Origin of the sequence: Streptomyces sp. SJL17-4 (genome assembly GCF_036826855.1) — a bacterium.
GTDB lineage: Bacteria > Actinomycetota > Actinomycetes > Streptomycetales > Streptomycetaceae > Streptomyces.
Window position 1 is genome coordinate 5470262 of record NZ_CP104578.1, and the last position, 15789, is coordinate 5486050.

The following is a 15789-nucleotide window of genomic DNA, read 5'->3' on the forward strand; positions in this document are numbered from 1 at the left end:
GTACGGACCAACGCCCCTGAGAAATCAGGGGCGTTGCCATGCCCGAACCCCTTTCCACGGACATCCACGGAGGACTCCGACATGCCGATCCCCGGCATCTCCCGCCGCACCGTGCTCGCCGCCGCCGGTGCCACCGCGGCCGTCGCCGCCACCGGCCTCGCCACCGCCCCCGCCGCCCAGGCCGCCGCCCCCACGCTCCCCAACGGCACCAGCAAGGACAAGGTCCTCGTCGTCGGCATGGACGGCCTGCGCCACGACCGGATCGACGCGGCCAAGGCGCCGCACCTCAAGGCGATGATGGCGAACGGCACCTACGGCCTGTCCCTGCTGTACGCCAACCCGATGGCCGCGACCTCCTCCGGTCCCGGCTGGTCCACGATCTCCACCGGCGTCTGGCCCGACAAGCACGGCGTGAAGGACAACTCCTTCACCGGCAGGAACTACGGCCAGTACCCCGGCTTCCTCGCCCGCCTGGCCCAGATCCGGCCCGAGCTCTCGACGTACGCCGCCGTCGACTGGAAGCCGCTCGACACCCAGGGCACGGTCACCACCGGCGCCGACGCCAAGCTCGTCCTCGACGGCGACGCGGACGGGTACGTGGGCCACGACGCCACGATCGCCTCCGAGGCCGAGTCCGTCCTGCGGAACCAGAACCCGGACGTCCTCTTCGTCTACTTCGGCCAGTCCGACATCGTCGGCCACAACTCCGGTGCCAGGAGCCAGGCCTACCTCGACGTCATCGCCGTCCAGGACACGTACGTCGGCCGCCTCTGGGCCGCCATCAAGGCCCGCCCCACCTACGCCGAAGAGCGCTGGACCGTCATCGTCACCACCGACCACGGCCACGCCGACGCCGGCGGCCACGGCGGCTCCTCCATCGAGGAGCGCCGCACCTTCGTCCTCGCCCAAGGCCCCGGCATCGCCGCAGGCGCCCGCCCCATCGACACCCGGCTCGTCGACGTCGCCGCCACCGTCTTCCGCCAGCTCGGCATCACCCCGGACCCCGCCTGGGGCCTCGACGGCAAGCCGATCCAGGACCGCTCCACCGACCCCTTCGACGCGCTGTACGGGTCGCTCACCGGCCGCGTCGACGAGACCGGCATCCCCGCCGGGGTCCTCGGCTTCACCCGTACCGCGCCCAGCGGCTGGTCCGTCATCAACAACGCCATGGGCACCGGCGGCATGACCGAGTGGCGCGGCTGGTCCTTCGCCACCGACGAGTTCTGGTCCCGCACCCAGCGCGACCAGTCCCGCGAGCTGAACGTCCGCGCCCGAGGCGTCTTCGCCGTCGCCGACTCCGACGAGTGGGCCGACAAAACCTTCTCCGGTACGTACGACTCGACGCTTGTCACCCCGGCGTACGGCGTCTCGGGCGCGACCCGGGTCACCCTGGACTTCACCACCTTCTACCGCCAGGAGGGCAGCCAGACCGCGCAGGTCCAGGCGGTCTTCAACGGCGGCACCCCGACCGTGGTGAAGAGCTACACCTCGGACGTCGTCTCGCAGCCCCAGTCGCTCACGGTCGCCGTCCCCGCCGGGGCGGCCGGCGTGAGCTTCCGCTTCCGCTACACCGGGTCCAACAACTGGTACTGGGTGATCGACGGGGTCAAGGTCACGGCTTCCTGATTAGGCTGGGGGCGTCGCCACAGCGCTGTGCCGACGCCCCCAGCACACCGCACGTCTGTACGGCAGGAGTCCCGCACCCATGGCAGAGCGCAAGCCGATCGAATCCTGGCTGACCGACATGGACGGCGTCCTCATCCACGAGGGCGTGCCGATCCCCGGCGCCGACGCGTTCATCAGGAAGCTGCGGGAGACCGGGAAGCCCTTCCTGGTCCTCACCAACAACTCGATCTACACGGCTCGTGACCTGCACGCCCGCCTCGCCCGGATGGGCCTCGAAGTCCCCGTCGAGAACATCTGGACCTCGGCGCTCGCCACCGCCAAGTTCCTCGACGACCAGCGCCCCGGCGGCACCGCCTACGTCATCGGCGAGGCCGGCCTGACCACCGCGCTGCACGACATCGGCTACGTCCTCACCGACCACGACCCGGACTACGTGGTGCTCGGCGAGACCCGTACGTACTCCTTCGAGGCGATGACCAAGGCCGTCCGGCTCATCAACGCCGGCGCCCGCTTCATCTGCACCAACCCCGACGAGACGGGGCCCTCCCTCGAAGGCCCGCTGCCGGCCACCGGCTCCGTCGCCGCGCTCATCACGAAGGCCACCGGCAAGGAGCCGTACTTCGCCGGCAAGCCGAACCCGCTCATGATGCGTACCGGTCTGAACGCCATCGGCGCCCACTCCGAGACGAGCGCCATGATCGGCGACCGGATGGACACCGACATCCTGGCCGGCCTGGAGGCGGGCATGCAGACCTTCCTGGTCCTGACCGGGCTGACGTCGGAGGCGGAGATCGACCGCTTCCCGTTCCGCCCGTCCAAGATCGTCAAGTCGATCGCGGACATCGTCGACCGCGTGTAGAGCGCACTCGAACCGCCCCGCGGATGCGCCCCTGCGGATGCGAACCGGCCCGATCCGGGTGACCCTGCCAGTATCAGGAGGTCACGATGCGTTCAGGTCCCATTGCTCTCCGTGCCGCGGGAGCGGCCCTCGTACTCGTACTGGCACCCACGGCCGGTGGCGCGTACGCCCACGACGGGGTGAAGGTCACCGTCACCCCGTCCACCGCCTCGCCCGGCGCCGACGTCGACGTCCGCGTCCAGGGCTGCAAGGGCACCACGGGTGCCGCGAAGTCCCCGGCGTTCGTCGCCGACGCCGAACTCACCGGCCGGGACGGCGGTGGCGCCCCGCTGTTCGGCGACACCACGATCAAGACCCGGCTCGAGAACGGCACGTACAAGGTCGGCGTGACCTGCGACGGCCACGACCACCCGGACGTCGGCACGGTGCGCATCGAGCGCCAGAAGCCGACGCACGAGCCGACGAACAAGCCCACCCACCACGCGAGCCCGGTCGCCCCGGTCCGCGCGGGCGGTGGCGGCACCGCGGCCTTCGCCGCCCCGGCCGCCCCCGGCGTCGCCCAGACCACCAGCGAGAGCGGCCTCGGCACCCCGTACACGCTGCTGGGCCTCGGTCTGGCGGCCGTCGCCGCCGTGGCGGTCGCCTTCCGCAGCTCCCGCCGTCGGGCCGCCGGCTCCGGTACGGGTACGGGTCCGGGTACGGGCTCCGGCACCGGCTCGGAGTGACGGTGTCGTCCGGCTCCCGCCCGGCGGGCACCGGGCGACTCGTCACCGGCGTGGCCTGGGCGCTGCTGCTGCTCGGGCTCTGGCTCTGGGGCCGCGAGGTCACCGAGGGGCCCGGGGGCAGCTCCGCGCCGACCACCGGAGACATCGCCGCGGTCGGCCGCCCGCTCGGCGCCGCCCTGCCCCCGGCCAGGGACCCGCTCGCTCCCGTCGACCCCCGGCGGGTCGAGATCCCGTCCCTCGGCATCAACGCGCCCGTCGTGGCGCGGGGGCTGGACAACACGGGGGCGATCGACCCGCCGCCGTACGAGATGCCGCACACGGTCGGCTGGTTCGGCTCCGGCACCCGGCCGGGCGCGGCGGGCCCGGCCCTCCTCGTCGGCCACGTCGACACCGAGAGCCGGCCGGCGGTCTTCTACGGACTGAGCGCGGCCCGCCCCGGAGCCAAGGTCCGCATCACCCGTACGGACGGATCGGTGGCCGAGTTCACGGTGGACGACGTCCAGGTCTACCCCCGGGAACACTTCGACGCGAGCAAGGTCTACGGCGCGCGGGACCCGCACCGCGCGGAACTCCGCCTGATCACCTGCGGCGGCACGTTCGACCGAAGCTCGAACACATACACGGCAAACGTCGTGGTCTCGGCCTACCTGACAGCATCGGAAGCCCCGTAGAGGCACCCGCCGCCCACCTCGTTGTGGGCAACTGTTCCTCCCCCAAGGACTTCGTCCAGGGGGGACCCCCAGGGGCGGAACGGGTGGGCACAACGGGCGGCGCCCCTTGCCGGGCCCAGGCTTCCGCGCCTGAACCCGCACCCCCGTGCGCGCCGCACGCGTGCGGGTCAGGCACAGGGGCGGAGGCGCCGCCAGAGGGCGCCGTCCCGTGTGCCCACCCGTCCCGCCCTGCGGGACAACTGCCCACACGGCGGTGGCGAGGGTCCCGCATGGCGTGCGGGCCCATGCGGAGGTGGCGAGGGTTTCGCATGGCGTGCGGGCCCATACGGAGGTGGCGAGGGTCCCGCCTGGCGTGCGGGCCTGCACGAGGGTGGCGGCGGCGGGGGCAACCCGCCCCGCACGGGACCTGGGTCCGGTCGGCGGCTCGCGTCCCGCGGCCGCCGCCGACCGGGCCGGTCCTCCACCGCGCGGCTCACGGGCGCGGGAGGAGCCCGGTGCCACCGCGGGAGGTCGAGGTTCCGGACACTGTAAAGGCCCTGCCTCGCCCGGCCCAGAGGGCGGTCGTGTCACGATGCTCACGACCGCTCCGCACGTGCCCGAGGGGCCCGCATGTCCGCACGTCCGACCGCGTGCCGAGCAGGGTTCCCACTACCGGCCGTCGCGTCCCTGCTCCTCCTCGCCGCCCTCCCCGGCCTCGCGGCGTGTACGGCCCCGCCCCCCGGGCCCGCCCGTGACGCCCCCGCCGCCCCGGGCCCCGGAGGCCCCGGCGGCCCGAGCACCGAGCCGCCCACCCCCAGCCCCACCCCCTACTGGGTGAACCCCGACGGCAGGGCCGCCCGCGCCGTCGCCGCGCACCTCGCCGCCGGCCGCACCCCCGAGGCCGAGCTGCTGCGGAAGATCTCCGACCGGCCGGCGGCCGAGTGGATCGGCCCCGACCGCCCCGAGGAGGAGACCCGGGCCCTCACCGAGGCCGCCACCCGCGCCGGCCGCGAGGCGCTCCTCGTGCTCTACGACGTCCCCAACCGCGACTGCGGCCGGCACTCGGCGGGCGGCAAGCCCTTCGTGATCGACACGAGCCGGAACGAAAACGGCCCCTGGACGCAGGGCGACCCGGCCGACAGCTGGTGCAATCCGCCGGGACGCGCGCTCGGCGAGCCGCCGACCCGCGCCACCGGGGACCCGCTGGTGGCGGCGTACCTCTGGATCAAGCGGCCGGGCGAGTCGGACGGCACGTGCCGGGGCGGCCCGAAGGCGGGGGAGTGGTTCGACCCGTACGCCCAGGAACTGGCCCGCAACGCCCGGTAGTTCACGCCACCAGGGCGGCCGGAGAATGACCAAGACCCCCTCACCGTCGGTGAGGGGGTCTTGACTCTGCGTGCGCCGCCAGGGACTCGAACCCCGGACCCGCTGATTAAGAGTCAGCTGCTCTAACCAACTGAGCTAGCGGCGCCTGCTGACAGAGAGAACTCTACCCGACGTCCGGGTGTGCTCCTGACCAATATCGGTCACCTCCGGCCTGTCGGATGGTCTTATCAGGCCTTCGATCCGTCAAAATGCGATTTGTCCAGACAGTTGAGACACTGACGCCCGAAACCAAGGGTCAAAAGATCTTGACGAGTGTGGAGGGGATTCGCATGAGCGTGCCGGTCTTCGAGGAGTTCGAACCCGCGGCCGACTGCGGCTGCCCGGGGTGCGCCCGGCAGCGGCGTGACCTCGCGCTTGGCCTGCCGGTCCGCGCGGGCGGGCATCCGGCGGCGCACGGCGCGCGCCGGGCCCTGGTCCTGGTGACGGCCGCGGGCGTGGTCCTCGGCGGCGGCGGGGCCGCCGTGGCGACGGCGCTCCCGCCGCCGTCGGTCCCGTTCACCCCGGCGGACCTCACGGAGGCGGCGGACCTCGCGGAGGCGACGGACGTGACGGGGGCGACGGACGTGACGGGGGCGACGGACGTGACGGGGGCGACGGAGCCGGCGGAGTCGGCAGGGGCGGCCGAGGGGTCCGTGCGGGCCGTGTACCCCGGGCCCGACACCCCGCAGGGCGGCCGGGAACCCCTGCACGGAACGCCGGGCCCCGGCGGGCAGCCCTCCCCGAACGCGACTCCGACGACCAGTCAGATCTCGACCGGCACCCTGCGGAAGACGACCCGGGCCGAGATCATCAACCGTGCCAAGCTGTGGGTGACCGCCCAGGTCCCGTACTCCATGGAGAAGTACTGGTCGGACGGCTACCGCCAGGACTGCTCCGGCTACATCTCGATGGCCTGGAACCTCCGCAGCAACGAGTGGACCGGCAGCCTCGACCGCTTCGCCGAGCGCGTCGACCGCACCGAGCTCCAGCCCGGCGACATCCTGCTCTTCCACAACCCGGCCGACCCGACGCGCGGCTCCCATGTCACGATCTTCGGCGGCTGGACCGACTACACCCACACGTCCTACGTCGCGTACGAGCAGACCAAGCCGCGCACGCGGAAGCAGGCGACGCCGATGGCGTACTGGGAGAACTCCAACCGGTACGTGGCCTACCGCTACAAGGGCGTGGTCAGCGGCGGCGGCAGCGGCAGCACCGGCGGGGCGACCCCGACGACGACGCCGTACCCGGGGATCGCGATGTTCGGTCCGGGCGCAAACAATGCCCACGTCACCCAGCTCGGACGGCTCCTCGTCGACCGCGGCGGCAAGAAGTACTACAGCAAGGGACCCGGCCCGAAGTGGGGTGACGCGGACCGGCGCGCGACCCAGGCGTTCCAGCTGGCGCAGGGCTGGAAGGGCAAGGAGGCGGACGGCCTGCCCGGCCCCGCGACGTGGAAGCTCCTCGTGACCGGCAAGGGCAAGAACATCGGCGGTTCGAGTGGTTCGAGCGGGTCGAGCGCGAATGCGACGGGCTTTCCCGGGCGTGGCTCCTTCCGTCCGGGCCAATCCAACGCATATGTGGAGAAGCTGGGCAAACAACTGGTGAAGCGGGGCTTCGGCAAGCACTACCTGTCGGGACCCGGTCCGCGCTGGACGGAGGCGGACCGCCGCAACGTCGAGGCGTTCCAGCGGGCACAGGGCTGGCGCGGCGCAGCGGCCGACGGCTACCCGGGCCCGGAGACCTGGCGGCGCTTGTTCCGATGACCCCGAGAGCATGAGGTGGACCCGAATGACGGCATCGACCCCGAACCCCGCGGATTCCGGTGCGGCGGCCTCACGTGACGCGGCCCGCACGGCCCGCCGCCTGACGGACGGCACCCTCCCGCGCACGTCTCCTCCCCAGGGCGCGCCCCCGGGCACCCCGCCGACCCGGCGGGACGGGCCGGCGGGGCCGGGTGAGCCGGGCGAGCCGGGGGAGGGCGCACCGGTGGCGGGCGGCGCGGGGGCGGGTGAGGCCGCGGTGGCAGCCGCCGCGCCGACGCCGACCGGGGGTGACGCGCCCGCGTCGGCCCCGGACGGAGCGCCCGCGCCCGCGTCCGTGCCCGTACCCGCGGATGTCGTCACGTCGGGCGGAGAGCCCGGTGGATCGGCTCCGGCCCCGACGGGTACCGCGGTGTCCCCGGCCGGGGAGCCGGGGACACCGCGAGGCCGGGTCCCGGTATGGCCCGAGCCGGGCGCGCGAGGCGGCGGCGCGGCGGACGCGGCAACGAGACGGGACGACCCGACGGGCCCCGTCGGCACGTCACCGGGTCACGGGACGGGGCCGGTCGGTACGGGGCCGGGGCAGTCGGCCACCACAGGAGACCGTGCGACGGGCGCGGAGCCCGTTGACCCGGCGAGACCTTCCGTCACCTTGCCGACCCGCCCGGTCGGGTCCGCACCCCCGGTCGGTTCGGCGTCCCCGGTCGGTTCCACGCCCCCGGTCGTGTCTCCTTCCGGTTCCTCGGCGGGGGCGCCGGCCGCGCCGGGAACCGCCCCCGTGGTCACCCGGGTCCAACCCGTCGTACCCGCCTACCCGGGCACGCGGTCGGGCGATCCGGCGGGCCGTTCCGGCGTGCTGCCGGTCCGCCCGGTGGGGTCCGCTTCCGGTACGGCGACGGCGGCGCCCGCCACCCCGGGAACCGCCCCGGCCGTGCGGCCCGAGGCAGCCTCCTCCGGGCCCTCCGGGGCGGGTAGGCACGCCCGCCCCGGTTCCTCCTCCCCCCTGAAGGCCACCATCACGGTGCGGTCCGGTGGTCCCGCGCCGGTCCCCGTCGCGGTCTCCGCCGCGCCGACCGCCCCGCCCGCAGCCGAGCCCAGGCCCGACCGTCCCGCCGATCGCGCCGTCACGCCCGACCGTCCCGCCGACCGTGCCGTCGCGCCCGACTTCGGGCGGATCGCCGGGGCCGGTGTCGGCGCCGTCGCCGTGCCCGTCGCCGCCGTCGTGCGGGTCGCGCGGCGGAAGAACGTGATCGGGGCCGAGACCACCGGCTCCATCCCGGTGCACCTCCTCTTCCGCGACGAGCCTGCGAACGCCGTGCCCTTCGTGACCGGCGAGGACGACGGCGGTCCCGACACCGTCGCCATGGCCGCGCCCACCTCGTCCTGGACGGGCACGGGTCCCGCCATCCCCGTCCCGTCGAAGGTCCAGGCCCAGGCGGACGCCGCGGGGACCAAGCCCGCGAGCAGGGCCAAGTCCAAGCAGAAGCCGAAGTCCCCGCCGAACGCACAGCCCAAGGGGCAGCAGCCCAACGCACAGCCCAACGCACAGCCCAAGGCGCAACGAAGGGCGCACGCCGCCAAGGCCTCCGCCTCCGCGTCCGCCTCGACCTCCCGGCCCGCCCCCACCGCCGACCCCGCCCTCGTCGAGCGTCCCGGGCCGGTGCTGCCCGGATGGGTCGGCGTGGCCGGCGGGGCCCTCGCGCTCGCCGGGTGCGCGGCGGTCGTGTGGTGGGCCGGGGCCGTGCCCCAGGAGGCGGCCCGGATGCTGCGGCTGCCCGAACGCCCGTACAACGGCATCCATCTCGGCCAGTGGGCGCTCCTCGCGCTCGGCGTCGTCCTCGCCCTGTTCGCTCTCGGCGGGCTGGGCCGGGGTCGGGTCGGCTACGCCTGGGTGCTGTCCCTGTTCGGCGACTACCGCGGCACGGTCCGCCGTACCGGTCTGGTCTGGGTCAGCCCGCTCCTGCTGCGCCGCCGCGTCGACGTACGGCTCCGGCACTGGCGCAGTGAGCCGCTGTCGGCGGTGGACGCCAAGGGAACCGCGCTCGATGTCACCGTGCTCGTGGTGTGGCGGGTGCGGGACACGGTCCGGGCGGCGCTCGGCGTCGACGGGCACGAGGACTACCTGCGCGAGCAGGTGGAGGCGGCCATGGCCCGGGTGCTGTCGCAGCTTCCGGCCGACGCCTTCCACGAGGACGCCCCGACGCTCCGGGACGCGGAGGCCGTCGGCGAGGCGCTGACGCGGATGCTGTCGGCGGAGTGCGCCCCGGTCGGCGTGGACGTGTTCTCGGCGCAGCCGACGCGGATCGAGTACGCGCCGGACGTGGCGGCGGCGATGCGCCGGCGCCGGATCGCGGCGATCGACGCGAAGCACCGGGACAGCGTGCTCACCTCGGTGGTGGACGCGGTGGACGACGTGGTCCACCGGCTGACCAGTCGTGGTCTGGTGGAGCTCGACGACTACGAGCGCAAGGCGCTGGTCAAGGACCTGACGGTGGCGTTCTACACGGGTCGGACGGGTCCTGTAGAGGGGGCGTGAAGGGATGGACATGTTCAACGTCCGTCCATACCTTGGTACTTGGTCCAGACCAAAATCGGTACGACGTACTACCGCACGCGTGCGCGCACGGCCCAACGGAACTCCCCCACGTTCTCCTGGAGCGAAGCATGCGCAAAAAGTCAGTCGGGGCGGCGGCGGTGGCGCTCGGCGTCGCCGGCGTCACCCTCTTCGCCACCGGTAGCGCCGGCAGTCACGGCTACACCGACTCGCCGATCAGCCGCCAGAAGCTCTGCGCCAACGGCACCGTGACCAACTGCGGCTCCATACAGTGGGAGCCCCAGTCGGTCGAGGGCCTCAAGGGCTTCCCCGCCGCCGGTCCCGCCGACGGCAAGATCTGTTCCGCCGGGCTCACGCAGTTCGCCCAGCTGGACGACCCGCGGGGCGGTGCGTGGCCCACGACGCAGCTCTCGGCGGGCCAGAGCTACAGCTTCCGCTGGCAGTTCACGGCCCGGCACCGCACCACCGACTTCAAGTACTACATCACCAAGAACGGCTGGACCGGGACCCAGAAGCTCACCCGGGCCATGCTGGACCCCCAGCCGTTCCTGACCGTCCCCTACAACAACCAGCAGCCGCCGGCGACCCTCTCGCACTCCGGGACGATCCCGGCGGGCAAGACGGGCCGCCACCTGATCCTGGCGGTGTGGACGATCGCGGACACGGCGAACGCGTTCTACGCGTGCTCGGACGTCAAGTTCTGAAAGCGCGCCACGTTCTGAACGGCCGGCGGATCCCGGCCGTTCAGTTCTGACGACACGTCAGTTACAGTCCGGCCCATGAGGGGTGCGGACACCGTCGCGGAACTCGTACGGCGCCAATGGGGCGACCACCGGATCGGGCTGAGGGACGAGCACCACACCCTCACCCACCACCAGGTCGCCGCCGGCGCCGCCGCGCGGGCCGCACTGCTCGTGGACCTGATGCCACCCCGGCCGGGGGGCGAGCCGCACCTCGGCATCCTGCTCGACAACACGCCGGAGTACCCGCTCTGGCTCAGCGCGGCGGCCCTCGCGGGGGCCGCCGTCGCAGGGATCAACCCCACCCGGCGCGGCGCCGAACTCGCCCGGGACATCCGGCACACCGCCTGCCGGGTCCTTGTCACCCAGCGCGCCCATCTGCCGCTCCTCGACGGCCTCCCGCTGCCCGGCGTACGGATCCTGGTCACGGACACCGACGCGTACCGGGAACTCCTCGCGCCGTACGGGTCCGCCCGGCCGGGCGACGCGCGCCTCGGCCCCGTACGCCCCGACAGCCGCTTCCTGCTCTCCTTCACCTCCGGTTCGACGGGCGCGCCGAAGGCGGCGCTCTGCAGCCAGGGCCGGCTCGCGGCGGCCGGCGCCTCGCTGGCGGCCCACTTCTCCGTCGGTCAGGACGACGTCCACTACATCTGCATGCCGATGTTCCACGGGAACGCGGTGATCGCGGACTGGGCGCCGGCGCTGTCCGCCGGGGCGGGGGTGGCGCTGCGGGCCCGCTTCTCGGCGTCCCGCTTCCTCTCCGACGTACGCGGCTTCGAAGCCACCTACTTCACCTACGTCGGCAGGGCCGTGCAGTACCTCCTGGCGACCCCGCCCACCCCCGACGACCACGCCCACCGGCTCCGCCTCGGCTTCGGCACGGAGGCGGGGGCGGTGGACGCGGCGCGCTTCCGGAAGCGGTTCGGGGTGCCGCTCGTGGAGGGGTACGGCTCCTCCGAGGGCGGCGCGTCGATCCAGCGGACGCCGGACACACCGACGGGCGCGGTGGGCCGGGCGGCACCGGACGACGACCTGGTCGTGGTCGACGCGGACACGGGTCTCGTATGCCCGCCGGCCCGCTTCTCACCCACCGGCCGGCTCCTCAACGCCTCCGAGGCGGTCGGAGAACTCGTCAACCGGGGCCGCAGCGCCTTCGAGGGCTACTGGCGCAACCCGGAGGCGGACGCGGCGAGGCTGGGCTGGGGGCGCCCCCAGGCCGAAGGCTCTGGGGGAGGCTGCTTCTGGACGGGCGACCTCTTCTACCGGGACGCGGACGGCTACCTCTACTTCGCGGGCCGTACGGACGACCGGCTGCGGGTCGACAGCGAGAACCTGGCAGCGGCGATGATCGAGCACATCCTGGCCCGCTGGGACCGGGCCGCGGGGGTCGCGGTGTACGCGATACCGGACCCGGTGGCGGGGGACCAGGTGATGGCGGCGCTGGCGCTGCGGGAGGGGGCGGTCTTCGATCCGGCGGAGTTCGCGACGTTCCTCGCCGCGCAGCAGGACCTGGGGACGAAGATGCCGCCCCGCTTCGTCCGGGTGATGCCCGAACTCCCCCTCACGGCGACGAACAAGATCCACCGAGTGGCCCTCCGCCGCGCGTCCTTCCTCTGCGCGGACCCGGTCTGGTGGCGCCCGACGCCGGACGCGCCGTACGTACGGCTGACCCCCGCGGCCACGGCCGGCCTCAGGGCGGCGTACGCGCGCCACGACCGCACCCCCACCCCGGACCACCACGTCCGACCGCCCGGCGCACCGGCGGTGTCCGACCCCGCGCCCGACCAGGATCGCGAACCCTGACGGCAGGCCCCGACGCCCTCCCGCTTACGCTGCTGCCATCGGCCGGCGCAGCCGCTGATCAGGAATCCGGGGGGATGAGTGCAGAGGGACCACGCGACCGAGGTGTTTCAGCCACTGCAGGCGGACGACCCGCCCGCGGTGGCGGGTTACCGCCTCGCCGCCCGGCTCGGTGCGGGTGGCATGGGGCGGGTCTACCTGTCGCACACACCGGGCGGCCGACCGGTGGCGATCAAGGTCGTACGGCCGGAGCTGACCGACTCCCCGGCCTTCCGGCACCGGTTCCGCCGGGAGATCAAGGCGGCCCGACGGGTCCGGGGCGCGTACACCGCCGAACTGATCGACGCCGACGCGGACGGCGTACCGCCCTGGCTGGCGACGCTGTACGTGCCCGGCCCGTCCCTGTCCGAGGCCGTCGCCCGGCGCGGGCCGCTGCCGGTGCCGGCGGTGCTGTGGCTGATGGCGGGCGTCGCCGAGGCGCTGCAGGCCATCCACGGTGCGGGAATCGTGCACCGTGACCTGAAACCGTCGAACGTGCTGCTGGCCGCCGACGGGCCGCGGGTGATCGACTTCGGCATCTCGCTCGCCTCCGACATCACCCGGCAGACGGAGACGGGCACCGCCCTGGGCACCCCCTCGTACATGGCCCCCGAGCAGGCGTCCGCCGGCGAACTCACCGCGGCGACGGATGTCTTCGCGCTGGGGCAGACGGCGGCCTTCGCGGCGCTGGGAGAACCGCTGTACGGCGACGGCCCCTCGGTCGGCGTGCTGTACCGCATCGTGCACTCCGCACCCGACCTGTCCCGCCTTCCCCCGCAGCTCCGTCCCCTGATCGCCCGGTGCCTGGCCGCCGATCCGGCGGAGCGCGCCACCCCGGCGGAGGTCGTCGAGTGGTGCCGGGGACGACTCGGCGGGGACGCGGGCGCGGGTCCGGCCGTCTGGCGGGAGGTCACGGGGCCCGAGCCCACGGTGCCGGATCCGGTCCCCGACCCCACCCCGGTACACACGCTGCCGCTGGTCCCGCGGCCGCAGCCGACGGTGCCGTACGAGCGACGAGCCCGGAGGCGGCGTACCGCGCTCGTCACGGCCGCCGCCGTCACGGCGGGAGCCCTCCTCCTGACGGGCCTGACCTGGACGGTCATGGAGGCCGCGGACCGGATCCGCGACCGTGCGCCGTCCGCGACCACGACGCCTCCCGGTCCGACGGCGTCGTCCTCCGCGTCGAAGGACGGCAGCCGGACACGGGGAAGGGGCTCGCGCCCCTCCACGACGGCGCCCACGGCACCTCAACCCCTCCCGTACCCCTTCCGGCTCCTGGACGAGGAGAACTCCATGAGCCTCAAGGAGCCGATCGAACGCCGGGACCGCAAAGGGGACGTCCGCCTCGTCTGTGGGGAGAGCTGCGGCCTGGAGAGCCGCGCCAGCCTGATGCATCTGCTCGCCGGCAAGCCGGGGGCCACCCTCGACACGTGTCGCGCCGCCCTCGCCAGGGAGGCGAAGCGAAGTCTCAGGCTGGACTGGGCGGCGGCCGGCAGCGAGATCTGCCTCAAACACCCCTCCGGTGACATCGCGCTCTTCGTCCTCACGGTGAAGTCGACCGCCATGCCGCAGAGCGGGATCAACTTCCTGACCGGGGACCTGACGGTCTGGCGGGCGTCCTGAGGGAGAGCGGCCCCACCCTTGAAAGGGGCACCCCCCGCCCCCATGGCCCGCCCCCGGTCCCGCCGCCTAGCGTGGCCCCCATGGACCCCCGTACGCCCTGGCAGGCGCTCACCCGGACCCGGTTCCCGCTCGGTTCCTGGCCGTGGAGGGCCGTCGGGTACCTGGTCACCGGTGGGCTGCTCGGGGCCGCCGTCGGTGCCGTCTTCCTGGTGCTCGGGGTGTTCTCGCTGTTCCTCGTCGGCCTGCCCCCGCTCCTGCTCTCCGGCCTCGCCCTCGGCCGCGTCGAGCGCCGCCGACTCCGCCTCGTCGACCTCGACCCCGCCCCCGACCCGCATCGCGCCCCCACCGCCCCCGGCCTCGCCGCCTGGCTCCGGGTCCGGGCGGGGGAGCAGGCGACCTGGCGGGAGTTCGCGTACGCCCTGCTCCTCGCCACCGTCCTGTGGCCGCTCGACCTCCTCGCCGTCGCCGTCGGCATCGGCCTGCCCGTCCTGCTCCTCGGCGCCCCCGTCCAGCTGGCCGTGGACGGCCACGAGGCCAAGGTCGTCAAGGCGTACCTGGTGACCTCCTACCCGGAGGCCTTCGCCGCCGCCCTGCTCGGCGCCCTGCTCCTCGTCGCCCTCGCCTACCCGCTCGCCGCCGTCGCCGGCGCCCGCGCCGCCCTCGCCCGCGCCCTCCTCACCCCCCGCGAATCCGCGCAGCAGGGCGCGATCGGCGAGGTCATCGCCTCCCGCGCCCGGCTCGTCGACGCCTTCGAGGCCGAGCGGCGCCGGATCGAGCGCGATCTGCACGACGGCGCCCAGCAGCGCCTGGTCGCCCTCACGATGACCCTCGGGCTCGCCCGCCTCGACGCCCCGCCGGGCGGCCCGCTCGCCGGCCAGCTGGCGAAGGCGCACGCGGAGGCCGGGCAGGTCCTGACCGAGCTGCGCGAGCTGATCCACGGCATCCACCCGCAGGTCCTCGCCGACTACGGCCTCGGCCCGGCCCTCGCCGACGCCGCCGACCGGTCCGCCGTGCCCGTCGTCACGGACATCGAGCTGCCCCGGCTGCCGGAGTCCGTCGAGAGCGCCGGCTACTTCGCGGGCTGCGAGGCCCTCGCCAACATCGGCAAGCACAGTGGCGCCGCCCGGGCCCGCATCACCGCCCGGCACACGGACGGTGTCCTCCGGATCGACGTCGAGGACGACGGGCGTGGCGCCGCCGACCCGGCCGGGGGCACCGGTCTCACCGGCCTCGCCGACCGGATCGCCGTCCTCGATGGCACACTGACGATCATGAGCCCGCCGGGCGGGCCGACCCTCCTCCGAGTGGAGATCCCATGCCCCGCACCGAGCGAACGCTCCGCGTCGTCCTCGCCGAGGACAGCGTCCTCCTCAGGGAGGGACTGATCGGGCTCCTGGCCCGGTTCGGCCACGAGGTCGTCGCCGCCGTCGGGGACGCCGACGCCCTGCGCGGGGCGGTCGCCGCCCACGACCCGGACATCGTCGTGACCGACGTCCGGATGCCGCCCGGTTTCCAGGACGAGGGGCTGCGCGCCGCGGTCGCGCTCCGCGCCGAGCGCCCCGCCCTGCCGGTCCTCGTCCTCAGCCAGTACGTGCAGCGCAGCTACGCCGCCGATCTCCTCGACGCGGGCGACGGCACCGGCGTCGGCTATCTGCTCAAGGACCGGGTCGGTCAGGTGGAGGAGTTCCTGGACGCGCTCGCCCGGGTCGCGGACGGCGGGACGGTCGTCGACCCCGAGGTCGTACGGCAGCTGATCCGCCGGCACCGCGATCCGCTGGAGGCGCTGACCCCGCGCGAGCGCGAGGTCCTGGGCCTGGTCGCCGAGGGCCGTTCGAACGGCGCGATCGCCCGCCGCCTGGTCGTGACCGAGGCCGCCGTCGGCAAGCACATCGGCAACATCCTGGCGAAGCTGGACCTGCCGCCGGCCGAGGACACCCACCGCCGGGTCCTCGCCGTCCTCACCTACCTCAGGGCCTGAGGAGGGAGCGGGGGGCGGGGGTGAGTGGGGGCGAGCGGGCGCGGGCGGGCACACGAAGAAGCCCCCC

Annotated in this window: 12 protein-coding genes and 1 tRNA gene; 12 read left to right on the forward strand and 1 reads right to left on the reverse strand. The window is 74.1% G+C overall.

Annotated elements, in window-relative coordinates; translation table 11 throughout:
- The first annotated feature begins 81 nt into the window (after positions 1-81).
- From N5875_RS24635 to N5875_RS24655, 5 genes are all read left to right on the forward strand, one after another.
- Positions 82-1626, forward strand: a complete 1545-nt coding sequence (locus tag N5875_RS24635; protein ID WP_338496027.1) for an alkaline phosphatase family protein — start codon at positions 82-84, stop codon at positions 1624-1626.
- A gap of 79 nt (positions 1627-1705) precedes the next feature.
- Positions 1706-2485 (forward strand): HAD-IIA family hydrolase, encoded by a 780-nt coding sequence (locus N5875_RS24640; protein ID WP_318209977.1) that lies wholly within the window; start codon positions 1706-1708, stop codon positions 2483-2485.
- 86 nt (positions 2486-2571) lie between these two features.
- The gene (locus tag N5875_RS24645) at positions 2572-3210 is read left to right on the forward strand and encodes a hypothetical protein (RefSeq protein WP_338496029.1); all 639 of its coding nucleotides are present in this window, start codon (positions 2572-2574) and stop codon (positions 3208-3210) included.
- 2 nt (positions 3211-3212) lie between these two features.
- Positions 3213-3881 (forward strand): class F sortase, encoded by a 669-nt coding sequence (locus tag N5875_RS24650; protein ID WP_338499254.1) that lies wholly within the window; start codon positions 3213-3215, stop codon positions 3879-3881.
- A 609-nt stretch (positions 3882-4490) separates the two neighbouring features.
- On the forward strand, positions 4491-5186 hold the full coding sequence (locus tag N5875_RS24655) for a glycoside hydrolase family 6 protein (RefSeq protein ID WP_338496031.1): 696 nt from the start codon (positions 4491-4493) through the stop codon (positions 5184-5186).
- 71 nt (positions 5187-5257) lie between these two features.
- On the opposite strand, the gene N5875_RS24660 is transcribed toward N5875_RS24655, so the two are convergent.
- Positions 5258-5331, reverse strand: a tRNA-Lys gene (locus tag N5875_RS24660).
- A 184-nt stretch (positions 5332-5515) separates the two neighbouring features.
- Between N5875_RS24660 and N5875_RS24665 the strand changes: the two genes are divergently transcribed.
- The 7 genes from N5875_RS24665 to N5875_RS24695 all read left to right on the forward strand — a co-directional run bounded on the left by N5875_RS24665 (position 5516) and on the right by N5875_RS24695 (position 15722).
- Positions 5516-6991 carry a peptidoglycan-binding protein gene (locus N5875_RS24665; protein ID WP_338496033.1) on the forward strand — a complete coding sequence of 492 codons (1476 nt, stop codon included), beginning with the start codon at positions 5516-5518 and terminating at the stop codon, positions 6989-6991.
- Between the two features lie 775 nt (positions 6992-7766).
- Positions 7767-9524 (forward strand): SPFH domain-containing protein, encoded by a 1758-nt coding sequence (locus tag N5875_RS24670; protein WP_338496035.1) that lies wholly within the window; start codon positions 7767-7769, stop codon positions 9522-9524.
- Positions 9525-9652: 128 nt separating this feature from the next.
- On the forward strand, positions 9653-10246 hold the full coding sequence (locus N5875_RS24675; protein WP_055602575.1) for a lytic polysaccharide monooxygenase: 594 nt from the start codon (positions 9653-9655) through the stop codon (positions 10244-10246).
- A gap of 75 nt (positions 10247-10321) precedes the next feature.
- The gene (locus N5875_RS24680) at positions 10322-12085 is read left to right on the forward strand and encodes an AMP-binding protein (RefSeq protein ID WP_318209971.1); all 1764 of its coding nucleotides are present in this window, start codon (positions 10322-10324) and stop codon (positions 12083-12085) included.
- A 102-nt stretch (positions 12086-12187) separates the two neighbouring features.
- Positions 12188-13744, forward strand: a complete 1557-nt coding sequence (locus N5875_RS24685) for a serine/threonine-protein kinase (RefSeq protein WP_318209970.1) — start codon at positions 12188-12190, stop codon at positions 13742-13744.
- 80 nt (positions 13745-13824) lie between these two features.
- Positions 13825-15129, forward strand: a complete 1305-nt coding sequence (locus N5875_RS24690) for a sensor domain-containing protein (protein WP_338496038.1) — start codon at positions 13825-13827, stop codon at positions 15127-15129.
- Positions 15060-15722 (forward strand): response regulator transcription factor, encoded by a 663-nt coding sequence (locus N5875_RS24695; protein WP_318209969.1) that lies wholly within the window; start codon positions 15060-15062, stop codon positions 15720-15722. The genes N5875_RS24690 and N5875_RS24695 overlap by 70 nt, the downstream gene beginning before the upstream one ends.
- Positions 15723-15789: the final 67 nt, after the last annotated feature.

Excerpts from the sequence above, each read along its gene's own strand:
- N5875_RS24675 (WP_055602575.1), top strand. The coding sequence starts at position 9,653 with ATGCGCAAAAAGTCAGTCGGGGCGGCGGCGGTGGCGCTCGGCGTCGCC.
- N5875_RS24680 (WP_318209971.1), top strand. The coding sequence starts at position 10,322 with ATGAGGGGTGCGGACACCGTCGCGGAACTCGTACGGCGCCAATGGGGC.
- N5875_RS24640 (WP_318209977.1), top strand. The coding sequence starts at position 1,706 with ATGGCAGAGCGCAAGCCGATCGAATCCTGGCTGACCGACATGGACGGC.
- N5875_RS24655 (WP_338496031.1), top strand. The coding sequence starts at position 4,491 with ATGTCCGCACGTCCGACCGCGTGCCGAGCAGGGTTCCCACTACCGGCC.
- N5875_RS24695 (WP_318209969.1), top strand. The coding sequence starts at position 15,060 with ATGCCCCGCACCGAGCGAACGCTCCGCGTCGTCCTCGCCGAGGACAGC.
- N5875_RS24665 (WP_338496033.1), top strand. The coding sequence starts at position 5,516 with ATGAGCGTGCCGGTCTTCGAGGAGTTCGAACCCGCGGCCGACTGCGGC.
- N5875_RS24635 (WP_338496027.1), top strand. The coding sequence starts at position 82 with ATGCCGATCCCCGGCATCTCCCGCCGCACCGTGCTCGCCGCCGCCGGT.
- N5875_RS24690 (WP_338496038.1), top strand. The coding sequence starts at position 13,825 with ATGGACCCCCGTACGCCCTGGCAGGCGCTCACCCGGACCCGGTTCCCG.
- N5875_RS24645 (WP_338496029.1), top strand. The coding sequence starts at position 2,572 with ATGCGTTCAGGTCCCATTGCTCTCCGTGCCGCGGGAGCGGCCCTCGTA.